The organism is Sphingomonas echinoides ATCC 14820 (genome assembly GCF_000241465.1).
Classification (GTDB): Bacteria; Pseudomonadota; Alphaproteobacteria; order Sphingomonadales; family Sphingomonadaceae; genus Sphingomonas; species Sphingomonas echinoides.
Genome location: NZ_JH584235.1, coordinates 3,780,685 through 3,799,185 on the forward strand (window position 1 = coordinate 3,780,685; position 18,501 = coordinate 3,799,185).

General features: G+C 64.3%; 17 protein-coding genes. 5 read left to right on the forward strand and 12 right to left on the reverse strand.

The window, feature by feature from the left end:
- Positions 1-356: 356 nt before the first annotated feature.
- The 4 genes from ON00_RS17480 to rimO form a co-directional block, all read right to left on the reverse strand.
- Positions 357-542 (reverse strand): hypothetical protein, encoded by a 186-nt coding sequence (locus ON00_RS17480; protein ID WP_010408132.1) that lies wholly within the window; start codon positions 540-542, stop codon positions 357-359.
- An 88-nt stretch (positions 543-630) separates the two neighbouring features.
- Positions 631-1,728 carry a sialidase family protein gene (locus ON00_RS17485; protein WP_010408134.1) on the reverse strand — a complete coding sequence of 366 codons (1,098 nt, stop codon included), beginning with the start codon at positions 1,726-1,728 and terminating at the stop codon, positions 631-633.
- A gap of 125 nt (positions 1,729-1,853) precedes the next feature.
- The gene (locus ON00_RS17490) at positions 1,854-3,245 is read right to left on the reverse strand and encodes a leucyl aminopeptidase family protein (RefSeq protein ID WP_010408137.1); all 1,392 of its coding nucleotides are present in this window, start codon (positions 3,243-3,245) and stop codon (positions 1,854-1,856) included.
- Between the two features lie 48 nt (positions 3,246-3,293).
- The gene (gene rimO / locus ON00_RS17495; protein ID WP_010408139.1) at positions 3,294-4,622 is read right to left on the reverse strand and encodes a 30S ribosomal protein S12 methylthiotransferase RimO; all 1,329 of its coding nucleotides are present in this window, start codon (positions 4,620-4,622) and stop codon (positions 3,294-3,296) included.
- Between the two features lie 177 nt (positions 4,623-4,799).
- On the opposite strand from rimO, the gene ON00_RS17500 reads away from it, so the two are divergent.
- From ON00_RS17500 to ON00_RS21080, 4 genes are all read left to right on the forward strand, one after another.
- Entirely contained in the window at positions 4,800-5,294 is a 495-nt protein-coding gene (locus ON00_RS17500) for a hypothetical protein (RefSeq protein WP_010408140.1), read from the forward strand.
- A gap of 46 nt (positions 5,295-5,340) precedes the next feature.
- Positions 5,341-5,913: a DOMON-like domain-containing protein gene (locus ON00_RS17505; protein ID WP_010408141.1), complete on the forward strand. Its 573-nt coding sequence runs from the start codon at positions 5,341-5,343 to the stop codon at positions 5,911-5,913.
- Between the two features lie 140 nt (positions 5,914-6,053).
- Positions 6,054-7,250 (forward strand): exo-beta-N-acetylmuramidase NamZ family protein, encoded by a 1,197-nt coding sequence (locus tag ON00_RS17510; RefSeq protein ID WP_010408143.1) that lies wholly within the window; start codon positions 6,054-6,056, stop codon positions 7,248-7,250.
- The gene (locus ON00_RS21080) at positions 7,214-7,564 is read left to right on the forward strand and encodes a hypothetical protein (protein ID WP_211207142.1); all 351 of its coding nucleotides are present in this window, start codon (positions 7,214-7,216) and stop codon (positions 7,562-7,564) included. The genes ON00_RS17510 and ON00_RS21080 overlap by 37 nt, the downstream gene beginning before the upstream one ends.
- 9 nt (positions 7,565-7,573) lie before the next feature.
- Here the strand turns inward: ON00_RS21080 and ON00_RS17520 are convergent, their stop codons facing one another.
- Entirely contained in the window at positions 7,574-8,752 is a 1,179-nt protein-coding gene (locus ON00_RS17520) for a vWA domain-containing protein (protein WP_010408147.1), read from the reverse strand.
- A gap of 109 nt (positions 8,753-8,861) precedes the next feature.
- Entirely contained in the window at positions 8,862-9,416 is a 555-nt protein-coding gene (locus ON00_RS17525) for a CHAP domain-containing protein (protein WP_010408149.1), read from the reverse strand.
- A gap of 255 nt (positions 9,417-9,671) precedes the next feature.
- On the opposite strand from ON00_RS17525, the gene ON00_RS17530 reads away from it, so the two are divergent.
- Entirely contained in the window at positions 9,672-11,732 is a 2,061-nt protein-coding gene (locus ON00_RS17530; RefSeq protein WP_010408153.1) for a sulfatase-like hydrolase/transferase, read from the forward strand.
- Between the two features lie 38 nt (positions 11,733-11,770).
- Here the strand turns inward: ON00_RS17530 and ON00_RS17535 are convergent, their stop codons facing one another.
- The 6 genes from ON00_RS17535 to ON00_RS17560 form a co-directional block, all read right to left on the reverse strand.
- Entirely contained in the window at positions 11,771-12,625 is an 855-nt protein-coding gene (locus tag ON00_RS17535) for an AAA family ATPase (protein WP_029623077.1), read from the reverse strand.
- Between the two features lie 72 nt (positions 12,626-12,697).
- Positions 12,698-13,357 (reverse strand): DUF6975 family protein, encoded by a 660-nt coding sequence (locus ON00_RS17540; RefSeq protein ID WP_010408161.1) that lies wholly within the window; start codon positions 13,355-13,357, stop codon positions 12,698-12,700.
- A gap of 175 nt (positions 13,358-13,532) precedes the next feature.
- Positions 13,533-14,063: a PAS domain-containing protein gene (locus ON00_RS17545; protein WP_154651365.1), complete on the reverse strand. Its 531-nt coding sequence runs from the start codon at positions 14,061-14,063 to the stop codon at positions 13,533-13,535.
- Positions 14,064-14,180: 117 nt separating this feature from the next.
- A complete protein-coding gene (rpoD, locus tag ON00_RS17550; RefSeq protein ID WP_010408166.1) occupies positions 14,181-16,208 on the reverse strand; it encodes an RNA polymerase sigma factor RpoD in 2,028 nt (675 codons plus the stop codon).
- Positions 16,208-18,097, reverse strand: a complete 1,890-nt coding sequence (gene dnaG / locus ON00_RS17555; RefSeq protein WP_010408169.1) for a DNA primase — start codon at positions 18,095-18,097, stop codon at positions 16,208-16,210. Before dnaG ends, rpoD begins: the two co-directional genes overlap by 1 nt.
- Positions 18,094-18,501 (reverse strand): endonuclease domain-containing protein (locus ON00_RS17560; protein WP_010408171.1); only part of this gene is annotated, 408 nt, incomplete at its 5' end. The genes dnaG and ON00_RS17560, both read right to left, overlap by 4 nt.

Below are 18,501 nucleotides of genomic sequence, written 5' to 3' on the forward strand. Positions count from 1 at the left end.
ATGGGAGAGGGATTTACTGTTCAGCGTCGTCGTTGTTTGCCCCCCGCGTTCGTGCAGGCTGCCGTTTCCCGATACGGAGGGCGACCCACCCCCCAACCCCTCCCTTCCAGAGAGGGGAGAGGGAGACCTCCGCTTCCCCTTCTTCCTCCCCTCCCTGGAAGGGAGGGGCTGGGAGTGGGTTGGCCTGCGGCGGCGCGAGGCCACGATCGCACGCGCTCCTCTAATCCGTCTTCGCCGCGAACCGGGTTGCCAGTCTGTCGCCGGGGAACAGCTTGGGAGGTCCACGCCGTCCAGGCGATAGCCCTATAAATCGCGAATGGCGGTAAGTGGTGGAAAGCTGCCGTCCGCTACGTGCTTCAGGCGCGGGTTTTCTTCTCGATGATCCACTCGACTACCGTAAGCGCAAGCAGCGTCGTCACGAAGCAGATCATAACGCCGTTTTCGAGAGCCGGGCCGATATGAATTATTTTCCAATAGGATGCGGCAAAGATTGCGGCGAAGATCAGACCCGTCACACCAACAATTTGCCGAACCGCTCCCATGCCCAGTTCCCTCGTGGCGTTTACAAGCGGGTAGAGTAAGTTATCGCACTGAGGTCCGCAACTGGGTGAAACCAGAAGCACCCGCCCCCTAACCCCCAAGCCGCGCCGGATCGACCACCACATGCCGGATATGCGTCCGGTTATAGGTATAGCTAATGTGCACCAGCCCATCCCTGGTCTGGATCACCGCTGGATAGGCATAGCCATCGGGCAGCGGTTTATCCTCCAGCGTCAGCACATTGCGCCAGTCGCCCCCATCGCGCGACAGGCCGATGTTGAGCGGCCACCGCGGGCCTTCGCCGGGGTGGTCGGGCCAGTGTGCGCTGTGATTGTAGACGATCAACTGCCGCCCATCGGCCAGCGTCACCGCGTCGGTGCCGGCATTGGGGTTGGGCAGGTCGATCGCCGCCAGCGGCGACCAGCTCTTGCCCGTATCGCGCGACCAGCTCATCGCCAGGGCGCCCTGCCGCGTGCGCGCCACCACCGCCAGGCGACCATCGGCAAAGTGCAGCACGCTCGGCTGGATCGCCTCGATCCCCATGGGGGATGCGATCGGCGGCTCGACCGTCCAGCTTCGCCCCTGATCGGTCGAGCGTTCCATGCGGATACACCAGCGGTTATGCTCGGGCGTGCCCTCCTCGCGGCTGGAGGGCGACAGCCAGCTTCCGTCCGCCAGCACCACCGGCTTGTTCTTGATCGGCCCCAGCACGCCCTCGGGCAGGCGCTGCGCCGCGCTCCAACTGCGCCCGCCATCGCTGGAGATCTTGACCATCCCCCACCAGCCACGCGGATTGGGGCCGACCTTGTAGAATAGGGTGAGCGGCGCGCCCGGCGGCTGGAACAGCACCGGGTTCCAGGTCGGGTAGCGCGTCCTGTCCGCGCTTTGCCCATCGGCGACCGCGACCGGCCTGTCCCACCCGTGCGCCCCACGGCGCGCAAACCAGATTGTCACGTCGGGGCGGCTCTCCCCCGTACCCCCGAACCACGCGGCGGCGAGCGTGCCGTCGGGCAGCTCGACGATGGTCGAGGCATGCGCCTGCGGGTAAGGCGGGGCGGGGTCGATGAATTCCGAGAGCAGGATCGGCGAGGGGGCGGCAATCGCGGCCATCGGCAGCGCCGCCAGCGCGACCAGCCCCACCAGCATAGCCTTGAAATACCGCAAGATCATCGCTGCCTTATCACCCAACCACTGCCTCCGCTCCTCCGTCATGCCGGGCTCGTCCCGGCATCCACCGTGCCGCACGCTCTGCGACCGACGGTCTCGGATCCCGGTGGACCCCGGCACAGGGCCGGGGTGACGACGGCGTCCGCTCAACCTGGATAGCGCGCCTTCAGCATCGCCCAGGCCGCGCGCAGGCCCAGCGCCTCGCCGCCTTTGGGCCGCCCCGGCTTGGCCGAAGGCCGCCACGCAAAGGTGTCGAAATGCGCCCATGGCGTCCCCTCGGGCACGAAGCGGCGCAGGAACAGCGCCGCCGTCACCGCGCCGGCAAAGCCGCCATCGGGTGCGTTGACCATGTCGGCAATGTCGGAGGACAGCATGTCGTCATAGCCATCCCACAGCGGCATCCGCCACAGCGGATCGGACACCGTCGTGCCCGCCGCCAGCAACGCCTCGGCCAGCGCATCGTCATTGGCGAAGGTCGCGGGCAGATCGGGGCCCAGCGCCACGCGCGCCGCGCCGGTCAGCGTCGCGAAATCGAGGATCAGCGCGGGCGCCTCTTCGGCGGCGCGGGTGATCGCGTCGCCCAGCACCAGCCGCCCCTCGGCATCGGTATTGGTGTTTTCGACCGTCAGCCCCTTGCGCGTGCGCAGCACGTCGCCGGGGCGGAAGGCGTTGCCCGCTATGCTGTTCTCCACCGCCGGAATCAGCAGGTGCAGCCGCACCGGCAGCCGCGCTGCCATCACCAGCCCGGCCAGCGCCAGCGCATGCGCCGCGCCGCCCATGTCCTTCTTCATCAGCCGCATGCCAGAGGAGGGCTTGATGTCGAGCCCGCCCGAATCGAAGCACACGCCCTTGCCGATGATGGCGATGCGCGGATGCGCCGGATTGCCCCATTCGAGCTCGATCAGCCGCGGTTCGCGCCCCTTGGCGGCGGCCTGGCCGACCGCGTGGATCATCGGATAGCCCTTGATGAGCGCATCCCCCTTGGTGACGGTCACGCTCGCGCCGTGGGTCTTGGCCAGCGCCTCAGCCTCACCCTCCAGCTCGGCGGGGCCAAGGTCGGCGGCAGCGGTGTTGACCAGATCGCGCACGCTGGCGACCGCTTGCGCCAGGCGCACCGTCTCCTCGATCCGCGCGGGCTCGCCGGTCAGCAGCACGCGTGCGCCGGTCACCCCCTCGTCGCCGCGATAGCGGTCGAACTTGTGCTGCGCGAGCGCCCAGCCGAGCATCGCCGCGCCGGGCTCGCCCTCGGCCAGGCGATAGGTGCCTTCGGGCAATTGCTCCCCCAGCGAGGCGATCCGCCACGGCGAGTCGAGGCTTTCGTTGCATACCAGCAGCATCGCCCAATCGTCGGGCCCATCGCCCGGCAGCACCGCGCGGTTGCCCGCCTTGCCGGTCAGCCGGTGCGCCGCCACCGTGGTGCGGATGCGCGGCGGCTGTGCCTTCAGCCAGCTCTCCCATTGGTCGGGATGCACGACATGGATGAGGCGCGCGGGCTGGCCGCGATCGGGCTGCAGCAGGGCTGCGGGGTTGAAGATCATGCGCCCTTTATCGGAAGCGCGGGGCCGCTGCGCAAGCCGCGATGGCGCTCAGGCGAGCGGCACCCCGTACAGATCATGCTCGTCGGCATCCTCGATCTCGACCGACACGATGTCGCCCTGCGTCAAATGCCCGGCATCGCGCAGGAACACCTCGCCGTCGATCTCGGGCGCATCGGCCTTGGATCGCCCGGTCGCGCCATCCTCGCCGACCTCATCGATGATCACGTCGAGCGTGCGGCCGATCTTGGCCTGCAATTTCTCGGCGGAGATGCGCGCGGTCAGCTCCATCAGCCGGGCGTAGCGCTCTTCCTTGATTTCCTCGGGCACCGGATCGGGCAGGGCATTGGCCGCCGCCCCTTCGACCGGCTCGAACCGGAACGCGCCGACGCGGTCCAATTGCGCTTCCTGCAGCCAGTCCATCAGATAGGCGAAATCGTCCTCGGTCTCGCCGGGGAAGCCGACGACGAAGGTCGAGCGGATCGCAATGTCGGGCGCGATCGTCCGCCACTGCTTGATGCGCTCGAGCACCTTGGTCTCGTTCGCCGGGCGCTTCATCAGCTTCAGCACGTTGCGGCTGGCATGTTGGAACGGAATGTCGAGATAGGGGAGGATCAGCCCCTCGGCCATCAGCGGGATGACCTGGTCGACATGCGGATAGGGGTAAACATAGTGCAGGCGGACCCACGCGCCCAATTTGCCCAGTTCGCGCGACAGATCGGTCATATGCGCGCGGACTTCTTCGCCGTGCCACAGGCGCGGCTGGTGGCGGATGTCGACACCATAGGCCGAGGTATCCTGGCTGATCACCAGCAATTCCTTGGTGCCCGCCTCGATCAGCTTTTCGGCCTCGCGCAGGATCGCATCGGGGCGCCGGCTGACCAGATCGCCGCGCAGGCTAGGGATGATGCAGAAGGCGCAGCGGTGGTTGCAGCCTTCTGAAATCTTGAGATAGCTGTAATGGCGCGGGGTCAGCTTCAGCCCACTTTCGGGCACCAGATTGAGGAACGCGCTCGGCGGCATCGGCGCTGCGTCATGCACCGCGCCGACCACTTCCTCATATTGGTGCGCACCGGTAACGGCCAGCACATTGGGGAAGCGCGCGCGGATCGTCTCGGCTTCCTTGCCCATGCAACCGGTGACGATGACGCGGCCATTCTCGGCAATCGCCTCGCCAATGGCTTCGAGCGATTCCTCCTTGGCCGAATCGAGAAAGCCGCAGGTGTTGACCAGCACGACATCGGCCCCGGCATAATCGGGCGACATCTGATAGCCATCGCTGCGCAGCTTGGTCAGGATCCGTTCGCTATCGACCAGATTCTTCGGGCAGCCGAGCGAGACCATGCCGATCTTCGGCGGGGAGGGGAGTGTTGTTGCCATGGGAATGGCGGCACATAAGCGCAGTCGCGGGATTTTTCCAGCGATTGCCGCTTGGGCGCTCTCACACGTTTCTCCGCCGCCGGGCACTTCATGGCTATGCCATCGCGACGGTCGCTTTTATCGTCATGGTTCCGCCTCTCGTTTAACCGGTACACCCTACCGCCAAGGTTCCCGTTCATGGCACGATCCGCACCCTGCCTGGCGTTCCTGCTGCTCGCGGGATGCGGCGCGCAAAGCTCCAAACCGCCACCGCCGCGCGTGATGTTCGCCGGGCTCCCGGTCAGCGGTAGCGTCGCCGATGCCCGCCGCGCGGGCTTCACCGATTGCGTCGCACCCGATTGGGGCAGCCTGCGCTGTCGCCGCCACGGCGTGATGATCGAGGGGACGGGCCCTTATGAAGCTGCGGTCGATCTGGACGGCAACGACGGCAGCGGCGGCTTCGACCAGGTGACGGTGTGGCACGACCGGGACCAATATGCCGTCTACAAGATCACCGACATACTGGAAAAGCAGGGCTGGAGAAGCTGCAACACGGGCAGCGGCGACCGTGGCGACCAGATCATCTACACCCACACAGGTATGCCGGTCAGGGTCTCGATGGATTTGAGCTATTGGGGCAAGCGTCGGCTGCGGGTGATCCCGGCATGGAACAAGAAGGAGCGGCAATGTTGATGGGGCGACGGGCAAGACCAGATCATGCAACCGGAAAGAACGCGCCTTGCGGTCCTCCGCCATCACCAAGGACGCGCTGATGCAGGAATATGAGCTGGTTCCGCACCCCGACACGCCGCCGGCCGAGGTCGACGCCGTGCGCGTTCGGATCCTCGTGCGCAAGGGTGCGCTGCTACTCACCTTCATCGTCCACGGCGCTGACCATGTAGCGCTCCCTGATTGGGCCACCTCCATGCGTAGGGATGACTTATGGAAAACGACGTGTGGCGAAATGTTTCTGGGGTTGCCGGGGTCGGAGGCCTATGTCGAGTTCAACTATTCGCCCTCAACCCAATGGGCGGCGTACCGTTTCGATGCGCACCGCGCGGGCGGGCGTGATCTGCCTTTGTCCAGCCCGCCGCTCGTCGATCGCGGCGACGACACCTCCGATTATCTGGTCGAGGTCGAGCAGCCTCTTTCCGATCTACCGGACGAACCGTTTGATCTCGGCCTGACGGCGGTGATCGAGGAAGTCGACGGCACAAAATCCTATTGGGCGCTTGCCCATGCGCCCGGTCCGCCCGATTTCCACAATCGAGATTGCTGGATCGCCACCGTCCCGGCGGCTGGCCGCCCTTGACCAAATTCCCTTCCCCGGCGAAGGCCGGGGCCCAGTCGTGGAACGGAACTTGGTCTAGCGCTGCGCGCGCTTACTGCCACCTTTGCTACTGGGCCCCGGCCTTCGCCGGGGAAGGGAAGATTACGCGGAATCCTTGACCCATGAACTTCGGTATCGATCGCCTCCTCGCCGACCCCGCGCTCCGCAAGCCGCTGGAGGGCAAGCGAATCGCTTTGCTCGCCCACCCGGCCTCGGTCACGCGCGACCTGACGCATTCGGTCGATGCGCTGATCGCGGTGGGGCTGAACGTCACCGCGATGTTCGGCCCGCAGCATGGCGTGCGCGGCGACTTGCAGGACAATATGGAGGAGTCGCCGGACTTTACCGATCCGACCTACGGGATGCCGGTGTTCAGCCTCTATGGCGAAGTCCGCAGGCCCACCGGGCAATCGATGGGCACGTTCGATGTGATGCTGGTCGATCTGCAGGATCTCGGCACGCGCATCTACACCTTCATCACCACGCTGCGTTACGTGCTGGAGGCCGCCGCTGAGCACAACAAGGCGGTATGGGTGCTCGATCGCCCCAATCCCGTCGGCCGCCCGGTAGAGGGCCTCACGCTGCTGCCCGGCTGGGAGAGTTTCGTCGGCGCGGGGCCACTGCCGATGCGCCATGGGCTGACGATGGGTGAACTCGGCCATTGGTTCATCGATCTGCTGAAACTCGATGTGGAGTATCGCGTGATCGAAATGGAAGGCTGGCAGCCCGACGCCGCCCCCGGCTTCGGCTGGCCGACCGACCGCGTGTGGATCAATCCCAGTCCCAATGCCCCCAATGTCATGATGGCGCGCGCCTATCCCGGCACCGTCATGCTGGAGGGCACCACTTTGTCCGAAGGGCGCGGCACCACGCGCCCGCTCGAACTGTTCGGCGCGCCCGATATCGATGCGCGCGCGGTCGTCGCCGAAATGCGCCGCCTCGGGCCGGAATGGCTCACCGGCTGCACGCTACGGGACATCTGGTTCGAGCCGACCTTCCACAAGCATGTGAAGACGTTGTGCAACGGCGTGCAGATCCACGCCGAAAGCGCCTTCTACAACCATGCCGCCTTCCGCCCGTGGCGGGTGCAGGCGCTCGCCTTCAAGGCGATCCGCGCTTTGTACCCGGACTATGATCTGTGGCGCGATTTCCCGTACGAATATGCCTTCGGCAAATTGCCGATCGACGTCATCAATGGCGGGCCGGGATTGCGGTTGTGGGTGGACGATACGGCGGCGACTCCGGCTGACCTCGATTCGCTGACGGTGCCCGATGAAGCTGCGTGGACGCACCTTCGGCAACCTCATTTGCTTTACTGACACTTAGCTCGCTTGGCCGCACTCGGTTCGTCGCGCTTGCGCAACGACTCAGGGATTCGGCCGCCATCGAGTCATGGTGCGGTGCGGAAACCATCGTCATGACGTTTTTATACGATTCGCGGCAGGCGGGGGCCTTGTCGGATCGCTTATATCCGGAAGGATGGGACGTCGTGGAATCCGATCGCCACTTCTATATGCGTCGCGTTACGGCGGAGCGGCTTGCGGCCGCCCGCGCGGTTACCGAGGAAGCGCGGAAACGTCGCCTCGTTCTGATCGAAACTTATCTGCAGAAGCTGCAGGCGATGCCGGCCTAAAACCCCGGCCTACCGCTTCCGCGTCAATTCCCGCATCGCCTCGTCAAGGCCCGCCAGCGTCAGCGGGTACATGCGCTCGTTCATCAATTCGCGGAGGATGCGCAGGCTCTGCGAATAGCCCCATTGCTGTTCCGGGATCGGGTTGAGCCACACCGCCGCCGGATAGGTGTTGGTCAGCCGCTGCATCCACACCGCGCCCGATTCCTCGTTGAAATGCTCGACTGATCCGCCCGGATGGGTGATCTCATACGGGCTCATCGACGCATCGCCGACAAACACCAATTTGTAATCATGGCCGAATTTGTGAAGCACGTCCCACATCGGGGTGCGTTCGGAAAAGCGGCGCTTATTGTCCTTCCACACGCCCTCATACGGGCAATTGTGGAAGTAGAAGAATTCGAGATTTTTGAACTCGCTCGTCGCCGCCGAGAACAATTCCTCGCACAGCTTCACCCACGGATCCATCGATCCGCCGACATCCAGGAACAGCAGCAGCTTCACCGCATTGCGGCGTTCGGCGCGCATCACCACGTCGAGCCAGCCCTGCCGCGCCGTTCCAGCGATAGTGGCATCGATGTCGAGTTCGTCGGCGGCCCCCTCGCGCGCGAATTTGCGCAGGCGGCGCAGCGCGATCTTGATGTTGCGCGTGCCCAGTTCGCGCGTGTTGTCGAGATTCTTGAAGTCGCGCTGATCCCACACTTTCAGTGCGCGCTTGTGCGTCGATTCCCCGCCGATGCGGACGCCTTCGGGGTTGTAGCCCGAATTGCCATAAGGCGAGGTGCCGCCGGTGCCGATCCATTTACTGCCGCCCTGGTGGCGCTCGTGCTGCTCGTCGAGCCGCTTTTTCAGCGTCTCCATGATCTCGTCCCACGATCCGAGCGACTCGATCTTGGCCATTTCCTCGGGCGTGAGATACTTCTCGGCGACGGCTTTCAGCCAATCAGCCGGAATCTCGGCCGGGCTTTGGCCGAAGGTGGTGGCAACGCCCCGGAACACCTTGGCAAAGACCTGATCGAAGCGGTCGAGCAGGCCTTCATCCTTCACGTACACCGCGCGCGACAGGTAATAGAAATCCTCGGGCGTGCGATCGATCACGTCGGCGTCAAGCGCCTCCAGCAGCAGCAAATGCTCTTTGAGGCTGGCCGGAATGCCGGCGGCGCGCAGGGCGTCGAGGAAATCGAGAAACATGGCTCATCTCTTCCCCCTCCCGCGTCCGGGGAGAGGCCAGGGCAGGGGGCAGATGCCCCGTTATTCGCAACATGCCCGGTGCGGTGCGCTCCTGCAAGCAGGCGCGGCGTTACCGATAAGCGTCGATCAGCGCGCCGACATAATCCGGGCTGCGCCCGGTCAATTCCGCCGCCGTCCGCGCGCGCGGGCTGTGCGCTTCCGGCGTCCCGTAAATAAAGCCGTAGGTCGGGTAGATCGTGCTGCCGAGCCCGTCGCGGTCGCGATACCAGACCTTCACCGCGCTCCAGTCATTGTAAGGCGAGGCGTCGGTCAGCGTCACATCCTGCTCGGCATGGCCACGTTCGCCATTTTGGCGTGACCAATTGGCGTGGGTAATCATGACGACGCGGTGGTCAACGACTTGGCTGATCACCGCGACATGGCCAAGCGGCAGCCGTGCGCTGCGCGCGAAAACAAGGACCGCGCCGGGGCGGGGCGTATCGCCGCGCCGATAGCGCCCGGCGGCCTGATCCCACCAGGTCCAGGCGTCGCCATAAATCTGGATGCCGGAAGCGACACGCGCAAACGGAACGCATTCCCCGACATAGTCCAGCAGCGACGGTGCCGCCGCCGCCATTCCCGGCATGGCCAGCGCCGCCGCGAAAGCAAGAAAAACGCTACGCATACTTGGCACCCTGAAACGGCTGCCCCCACCATGCCGTTGATTTACAAGGTTTAGAACGCAATTACCATGTTGAATGCGGCGGTCCGTCGCGCCGCTATCGCTGCAGGTGGAGATGCGGTCGTGCTGGCGATCCAGTCGGCGGTGGCAACGCTCTTTGTTTAACAAGAATGACTCGCTGGCCTTTTTATACTCAAAGTGTCATGCTGCCATCGTAATGATATAGACTTCATAAGCGAAGCGGTGAGGAGCAGTGTGATGAAAAGCGCAGACGGGACTTCAACGACGCGCCCCAATATTTTGCTGATTACCTGTGATCAATACCGCTTTCCGCGATTTTGCTATGGTCCTGATGGCGGGTTCGTCGAGCCGCTCAAACAAATCCTCGGTTTCCAGGGTGAAATCGACGACACCAACCCCTATGCGAAGTTCTTTCCGGGCCTGTTGCGGTTGCGGCGCAACGCCGTGGTGCTGCGCAACCACACGATAGCGGCGAGTGCGTGCACGCCGAGTCGCACGGTCATCTATACCGGGCAATATGGCACCAAGACCGGCGTCACCCAAACCGATGGCCTGTTCAAAAATGGCGATTCGCCCAATTTCCCATGGCTGGAGGTGGGCGGCATTCCGACGCTCGGCACGTGGATGCGCGAGGCGGGCTATTCGACGCATTATTTCGGCAAATGGCACATCTCCAACCCGCCCGATCATTCGCTCGACCGTTATGGCTTTGACGATTGGGAGGAATCCTATCCGGAGCCGCATGGCGCGCAGCCCAACAATCTTGGCGTGTATCGCGATGTCGGCTTTACCGACAGCGCCTGCACCTTCCTTCGCCGCAAGGGGCTGGGTGCAAATTACAATTACGCCTACGCCCAGATGGAAGCGGTCGACCCGAGCACCACCGGCCCCGACACCAGCAAGATCCCGCCCTGGTTCGCGGTAGCGTCTTTTGCCAACCCGCATGACATCGCGACCTATCCGGGCGTGATCGCGCAGGCGCTGCCCAATGACGATCCCAACGCGAAGGGCGCGACGCAGTCGATCTTCGGCCCGCTGACTGTGCCCAAAGCGGGCGATCTCAGCCTGCCGCCGACACCGGGGACGATGACGATCCCGCTCAACCCGGAGGACTTCGCGCAGCTTTGCGCGCACGCATCGCCGACGCAGGACGAATCGCTGCTGGACAAGCCGACCTGCCAGCATGAAATGGCGTATAAGGTCGGGCTAGCGCTGGCCGCCAAGGGCGGGTTCAACCTCGTCAACGGGCTGGTGAGCGCCGCCGCCAGTGCGGGGCTATCGGGCGACAACGACCTCGCCGACCCGGAACAGGAACTCGAGCGCCGCATGGCCGCAGCGGTCGCTGCCTCGCTCAAAAGCTGCATTCCGTTCCAATTGTCGGATGATCCCGCGCGCAACAGCGTGCAGTTCCTGCAACTCTATGCATGGCTGCACGCCGTGGTCGATGTCCATGTCAACGCGGTGCTCGACGCGCTCGAGCAATCGGGCCAAGCTGAGAATACGATCGTGCTGTTCCTGTCCGACCATGGCGAATATGGCGCGGCGCACGGCATGATGATCGAGAAATGGCACGCCGCCTATCAGGAGGCGGTGCACGTACCGGTGGTGGTCCGCTTCCCCGAGGCGTCGGCAAGCGGCACCGCGCCGACGGCGCCCGACCCGGCGCAGATCGACGCGCTGACCAGCCATATCGACATTCTGCCGACCATCTTGGGCCTGGCGGGCGTCACCGCCGAAGAGCGCCGCACGATCGCGCAGCGCCTGGCGCTCAACCGCCCGGTGCCGCCACTTCCCGGTGTCGACCTGTCGACGATGATCCAGGAGGCGGCCGACGGCAAGACCAAGTTCGCTCCGATCACCGACCCGGACGGCCTGCCGCGTGAAGGCGTGCTGTTCATCACCGATGACGAGATTACCGAGCCTTTGCCGCCCGCGCGCACCGCGACCGAGCGGCATTCCTATGAAGAGTTCGCCGTGTACAAGAAGGTGGTCGACGCGGTCACCAATCCGCCCGGCGGCAAACCCGGGGTCGTGCTGTTGCCGGGCGCGATCAAGCAGCCGAACCACGTCCGCTGCGTGCGCACCCCGGACTATAAATTGGCGCGCTATTTCGATCCGTCGGGCGTCGTCCCGCAGGAATGGGAAATGTACGATCTGGCGAATGACCCGATCGAGGCGATCAACCTTGTCGAAGTCGGCACCACCCCGCCACGCGCGCGGAGTGGCTCGCCCGATCTGCAGCGCGTGGTCGATCATCTGGCGGCGCTGCTGGCGCGGCTGGAAAAGCGGGACCTCTAACCTCACCGCCGCCGGATGCACGGCGCGGCGAAGCGGCTTCAGCCCTTATTCTGTTGCCGCTTCGCCATGAAGGCCAGCCGCTCGAACAGCATCACGTCCTGCTCATTCTTGAGTAGCGCACCATGCAGCGGGGGAATCGCCTTGGTCGGGTCGCGATTCTGCAGCACGTCGAGCGGCATGTCCTCGTGCAGCAGCAATTTCAGCCAGTCGAGCAATTCGCTGGTGCTGGGCTTCTTCTTGAGGCCGGGCACGTCGCGCACGTCGTAGAAAATGTCCATCGCACGGTTGACCAGGATCTTCTGAATGCCCGGGAAATGCACATCGACGATCGCCTGCATCGTCTCGCGATCGGGAAATTTGATGTAGTGAAAAAAGCAGCGCCGCAGGAAGGCGTCGGGCAGTTCCTTCTCGTTATTGCTGGTGATGATGACAATCGGGCGCTCGACCGCGCGGATGGTTTCCCGCGTTTCGTAAACATGGAATTCCATGCGATCGAGTTCCTGCAACAGATCGTTGGGGAATTCGATATCGGCTTTGTCGATCTCGTCGATCAGCAGCACCGGCGGCTTGGGGCGCGTGAACGCCTCCCACAATTTGCCGCGACGGATGTAATTGGCGATGTCGTGGACGCGCTCGTCGCCCAATTGCCCGTCGCGCAGGCGCGCCACCGCGTCATATTCGTACAGGCCCTGCTGCGCCTTGGTGGTGGACTTGATGTTCCACTCGATCAATTCGGCATCGAGCGCCTTGGCGATTTCATAAGCGAGCACGGTCTTGCCGGTGCCGGGTTCGCCCTTGACCAGCAAGGGGCGGCGCAGCGTAACGGCGGCGTTGACCGCGACTTTCAGGTCATCGGTGGCGACATAGCCTTGCGTACCGTTGAAGCGTTTCATCGCCTGCATCCCGTTTCATTTGAATACCGGGTACGGCGATAGAGGGAAACGCCCCCCGCGCGCAAGCGGTGGCTATAGCTTGTCGCGCGCGATCGCGCGTGCCTCGATCACATCGCACAGCCCGCGATGCTGCGCGAAGCTTTGCTGCGCGCCGAAGGCGATTGCGCGGCGGACGGGAGCCGGGAGAGCATCGGTCGCGAGCGTGGTGATGTCGGAAACACTGGGCAGGGCCGAGGGCACGGTGTTGAGGCCGGCGCGAAGCGCCGCTGCGTTCAGAATTCTGCGAAAGGCGTGCCAATCGATCACCAGCGCCATCGCCGCCCCGACCGCGCAACCCGTGCGATCGGAACGGGCCAGCATATCGAAGGCGTGGCGTTGCGCGGCAAAGGCGGCATCGCTTTCCGCCTGGCCCGGCGTGGAGGGCAGCGGGCCGACGGCGGCGGTGAGCCGTGCAAGGTTCGCGCGTTCCACGCCAAAGGCTTCGGTGGCTTCTGCAAGCCAGCGATTGTCGAGATCGGGAACCGGGCGGCGACTCGCCTCCTCGAACAGGTTGGTCGGGCGTCCGTGAATGGCGCACAGGGTGTGCACAGCATCCGCAAGATCGCGGCCCGCGACGACGGCGTGGGTCAGACGTCGGACGATCGCATGGTCAGCACAGCCGTCGCTCGCGGCCAGAGCCGCGATGCTGCCGGCAACGCCGCCTGTCTTAACCTGTATCGATGCGATCACCATGATCTTCGAGTCGTCCCTATATTTCCCGGCGACGCCGCCGGATTGCGCCCGTTGGGCAAGCAGTGCGGCAAGGGTTATACCGAAGGGCGTAAAGACCTGGTGTAGTTGCGATTAAGGGTGTCTCAACCACGTCTTTGGAGCACGGGCACGATGCGGCCCGACTGCGCCAACGATGCTAGGGTGTGACATCCTCGGCGAAGATGCCCGTGCCATCGCCAATGGGTTCGATCCTGAGCGCCAGCATGCGGCCGATGCGGGCCGCTGAAGCGACCGTCAGGCATTCGCCAACGCCCGAACGGCCCACGCGCTGCATCGCGCGGCCGAGAAGCGCGCGGGATGGCGGCGGCGTGATGGTGTCGACCGGTGTGCCCGGCGTCGCAATGTCTCCGAAATGTGCGCGCGCACTTCGGCTGGACGCCAAAATCGTCGCCTCGCGGTCTGCCAGCAAGACGATGTCGCGGATATTGTCGAGCAACTGCGTTGCCGTAATCGCCTCGGGGGGCAGAGGCTTACGGCGTGCCCCATTTGCCGGGCTCGCGCACAGCGCGTTCATGGTTTCCACGGAAACCAGCACGAGCCGCGGCCGACCGCGACGCAGAATATAGACCGGCGCGCGGGCCGCGCGCTCTTGCCATACCCCGAAATGCCGCACCAAATCGGATGCCGTAACCATCTGTTCGGCAGCGGGGGCGGAGGGAGACGACATACCCGCACTGTACGCAACGCCGGTCGCGACACCACACACCGCCTCCAAAACGGAGCAATTTCGCGCGTGTGAAATGACAGGCCCGGCGACGCTGCAGGCGTTGCCGGGCCAGGTCGCTTATTGGTCGAGGAACGACCGCATTTTGCGGCTGCGCGACGGGTGCTTCAGCTTGCGGAGCGCCTTGGCTTCGATCTGGCGGATGCGCTCGCGCGTCACCGAGAATTGCTGGCCGACTTCTTCCAGCGTGTGATCGGTGTTCATGCCGATGCCGAAGCGCATGCGCAGCACGCGTTCCTCACGCGGGGTGAGGCTCGCCAGGACGCGGGTGACCGTTTCCTTGAGGTTCGCCTGGATCGCCGCATCCACCGGGATGATCGCGTTCTTGTCCTCGATGAAATCGCCCAGATGGCTGTCCTCCTCGTCGCCGATTGGCGTTTCGAGGGAGATCGGCTCCTTGGCGATCTTCATCACCTTGCGCACCTTCTCCAAGGGCATGGAGAGGCGCTCTGCCATTTCCTCGGGCGTGGGCTCGCGGCCCTGCTCGTGGAGGAACTGGCGACTGGTGCGCACCAGCTTGTTGATCGTCTCGATCATGTGCACCGGAATACGGATCGTGCGCGCCTGATCGGCGATCGAGCGCGTGATCGCCTGGCGGATCCACCAGGTCGCATAGGTGCTGAACTTGTAGCCGCGGCGATATTCGAACTTATCCACCGCCTTCATCAGGCCGATATTGCCTTCCTGGATGAGATCCAGGAACTGCAGCCCGCGATTGGTGTATTTCTTGGCGATCGAGATCACGAGGCGAAGATTGGCCTCGACCATTTCCTTCTTCGCGATGCGCGCCTCGCGCTCGCCCTTCTGCACCATGTTGACGATGCGGCGGAACTCGGTCAGCGCCATGCCCGTGGCCTGGCTGATGTCCGAAATTTCCATGCGGATACGGTCGGCGGCTTCGCTTTCGTTGGTGACGAAGGCGGTCCATTTCTTGTCGAGCTTGGCGACCGAGGGCAGGAACTGTTCGTCCAGCTCATGGCCGATATAGCGATCGAGAAAGTCCTTGCGCGACACCTTGTGGCGCTCGGCGAGGCGCAGCATTTGCCCGCCCAGCGCGGTCAGCCGCCGGTTGAAGGCATAAAGCTGGTCGACCAGATATTCGATCTTGGCATTGTGGAACTGGACGCTCTCGACCTCGGCGGTCAGCTCTTCGCGCAGCTTGTGATATTTCTTCTCGTCGCTGCTCGACAATTCGCCTCCGCCCGCCATCGCGTCGAGGCGCGCTTGCTGGATCTTGGAGAATTTCTTGTAGAGCGCGGTGATGTTGGCGAAGCGTTCGAGCGCGATGGGTTTCAGCTGCTCTTCCATCTGCGCCAGGCTGAGGGTGTTATCCTCTTCCTCATCGTCGGAGGCGCGCGGCGTGCGGCGCTCGCCATCCTCATCCTCGTCGACCGACGGCTCTTCGGGCTCGGCTTCCTCCTTGAACGAGGGGCCGGCATTCTTCTCGGAAATCTCGCCATCGCCCTCTTCGGCTTCGGCCAGCGCTTCCGGGGCGGGGTCCTTGGACAGCATCGCGTCGAGATCCATGATCTCGCGCAGCTGCATCGTGCCTTCGTTGAGCGCGGTCGACCAGGCGATGATCGCGTTGAAGGTGATCGGCGATTCGCACAGGCCCAGGATCATCGTGTCGCGACCGGCCTCGATCCGCTTGGCGATGGCGATTTCGCCCTCGCGGCTCAGCAGCTCGACCGCGCCCATCTCGCGCAGATACATGCGCACCGGATCATCGGTGCGATCGATGACTTCCTTTTTCTTGACGTCGAGCGCAGGCCCAAGGTCTTCGGACGCATCGACGGGCTCGGCGTCGTCATCGTCCTCGGCCTTGGTGGCTTCGTCGCCTTCTTCGCCCTGCTCGTCATTCTCGACGATGTTGATGCCCATTTCGCTGAGCGCGGCGCTGATGTCTTCGATCTGGTCGGACGACATCTCGCCCTGGGGCAGGGCTTCGTTGAGCTGTTCGTAGGTAATGTAGCCGCGCTTTTTCGCGCGGGCGATCACCTTCTTGATCGACGCGTCGTTCAAATCGATCAGCGGTGCGTCGCTACCCTCGGTGGTTTCGCCCACGTCCGCCATATCCGTCTTCGCCATCAATTGCCCTCAGTACTAAAAGCTCTGGCGTCTTCGTTCGACTGCACCAGATTGGCAAGTCGCGCGTTCAAAGCCTGTTGTTCATTCACAAGCGACACTTGCCGCTCATATGCGTCATCCGAATAATTCGCCTGCATCGTCGCCGTCGCCTCGGCCAAAGCCGCATCTACCTCCGGCCGAGTCACCAGGATCGCGATCGCCTCGTCGAGGTCCTCGCGTGCCCTGGCGGGGTCGGCGTCCTTTTGCGTAAACGAACACGAGAGTTGGTCGGCCCGCAGCAAATCTTGCGCGATTATATCAAATCCAGATGCCGCCAATATGGTAAGAAGGTGCTCACTATCAAGCGCCGGATGTTCAACGGCCGAATCAATCATCGCATCGAGGAGATGGGCGAGGGCGGGATCGGTCAAATGCAGCCGACCCAACTCCCCCATATGGCGACAGATTTCGGTCGGATGCAGTAACAGCCCCGCCAGCACGGGTTTGGTCAACACACCGTCAATGCCATGCTGTTGCAGGCGCTTGGCCCCGGCACCGACCGGGCCGGGCGGGGCCTTCCATGGCTGGCCGGGCTTGCGTGCGCCACCGCCCCGCGGGGTAAACGGCGCGCGCGGCACGAACGCGGCGCGTTGCTGCGCATAAAGCGCGTCGAAGCGGCGGCGAAATTCCGCGAGATATTCGGTGCGCACGCCGGGATCGGCGATGCTCTCGGCACGCTCCTTCAGGCGCTGTTTCAAACCGGCTTTCTGCTCGGGTGTGGCGAGCGGTTCGGCAGCGAGTTCGCTCGACCATAAACGGTCGACCAGCGGCTCGGCGGTCTTGAGCAGCGCCTCGAACGCGGCGGGCCCCTTCTGGCGGACCATATCGTCTGGGTCCTGACCCTGCGGCAGCGTGACGAAGGCGAGGCTGCGGCCCGGGGCGAGCAGCGGCAGCGCGCGGTGCGCGGCGCGCAGGGCGGCCTTTTGCCCCGCGCCATCGCCATCGAAACACAGGATCGGCACTTCGGCCAGCCGCCACAGCCGTTCGAGCTGCGCCTCGGTCAGCGCGGTGCCGAGCGGCGCGACCGCCTCGCCAAAGCCCGCCTGGGCCAGCGCGATCACGTCCATATAGCCCTCGACCACCAGCACCCGCCCGGTCTTGCGCGTAGCGGGGGCGGCCTTGTCGAGATTGTAGAGCGTGCGGCCTTTGTCGAAGAGCGGGGTCTCGGGCGAGTTCAGATATTTCGGCTCGCCATCGCCGATAATGCGCCCGCCAAACGCCACGGTGCGCCCGCGCGGATCGCGAATCGGGATCATCAGCCTCCCGCGAAAGCGGTCATAGGGGGCCTTGTCCTCGACCTGGATCAACAACCCCGCCTCGACCAGCAACGGGTCGCCATAGCCCTTCAGCGCCGCCTTCAGCCCGCCGCGCGAATCGGGCGCAAAGCCCAGGCCAAAGGCGCGCGAGGTCTCCGCCTTGATCCCGCGCTTGGCCAGCACCTCGCGCGCGGTCGCGCCGGGCAGGCCGTTCAGTTGCTCGCTGAACCAGGCGGCGGCATCGGCGCACGCCTCGTGCAGGCCCTTGGCCGCCTCGGCCTTCTCCGCCGCGCGCGGGTCCATTGCGGGCATCTCCATCCCCGCCGCCTGCGCCAGCTCCTTCACCGCATCCATGAAGGGCAGGCCGCGCTGGTCGGTCATCCAGCGAATCGCATCGCCATGCGCCGAGCAGCCGAAGCAATGGTAGAAGCCCTTATCGTCATTGACGTAAAAGCTCGGGGTCTTCTCGTTATGGAACGGGCAGCACGCCCGCCACTCGCGCCCGGCCTTTTGCAGCTTGGTGGTCTTGCCGATCAGCCCGGACAGCAGCGTGCGCGCGCGCAGTTCATCAAGGAATTGCGGGGAGAGGGTCATGCGTTCTTTTCTTCCCCTCCCGCATGCGGGAGGGGGCAGGGGGTGGGCGCGCGCTCACCGCCAAGTGCAGCGGCAGCGATCGTCTCCAACACCCCAGCCATGTTCGACGTCAGATCATTATTCCAGAAACGGATCACGCGGTACCCCGCCCTCGCGAGTGCGTGAGTCCGCACCTCGTCATATTCCGTCGCTTCAGCGTGCTGACTACCGTCAAGTTCAACGACCAATTTCTCGGCGCGACACACGAAATCCACCCGATATCCGGCGATAGGCATTTGTCGGCTGAATTTTAGCCCGGCTAACCGCTTTCCTTTGATCTGCCGCCAAAGCATCTCCTCATGCGGGGTCGCGGTGTTACGAGCCTCGCGGGCTTCCGCAGTCGGTCGGCCCAGCCGATAGCGTGG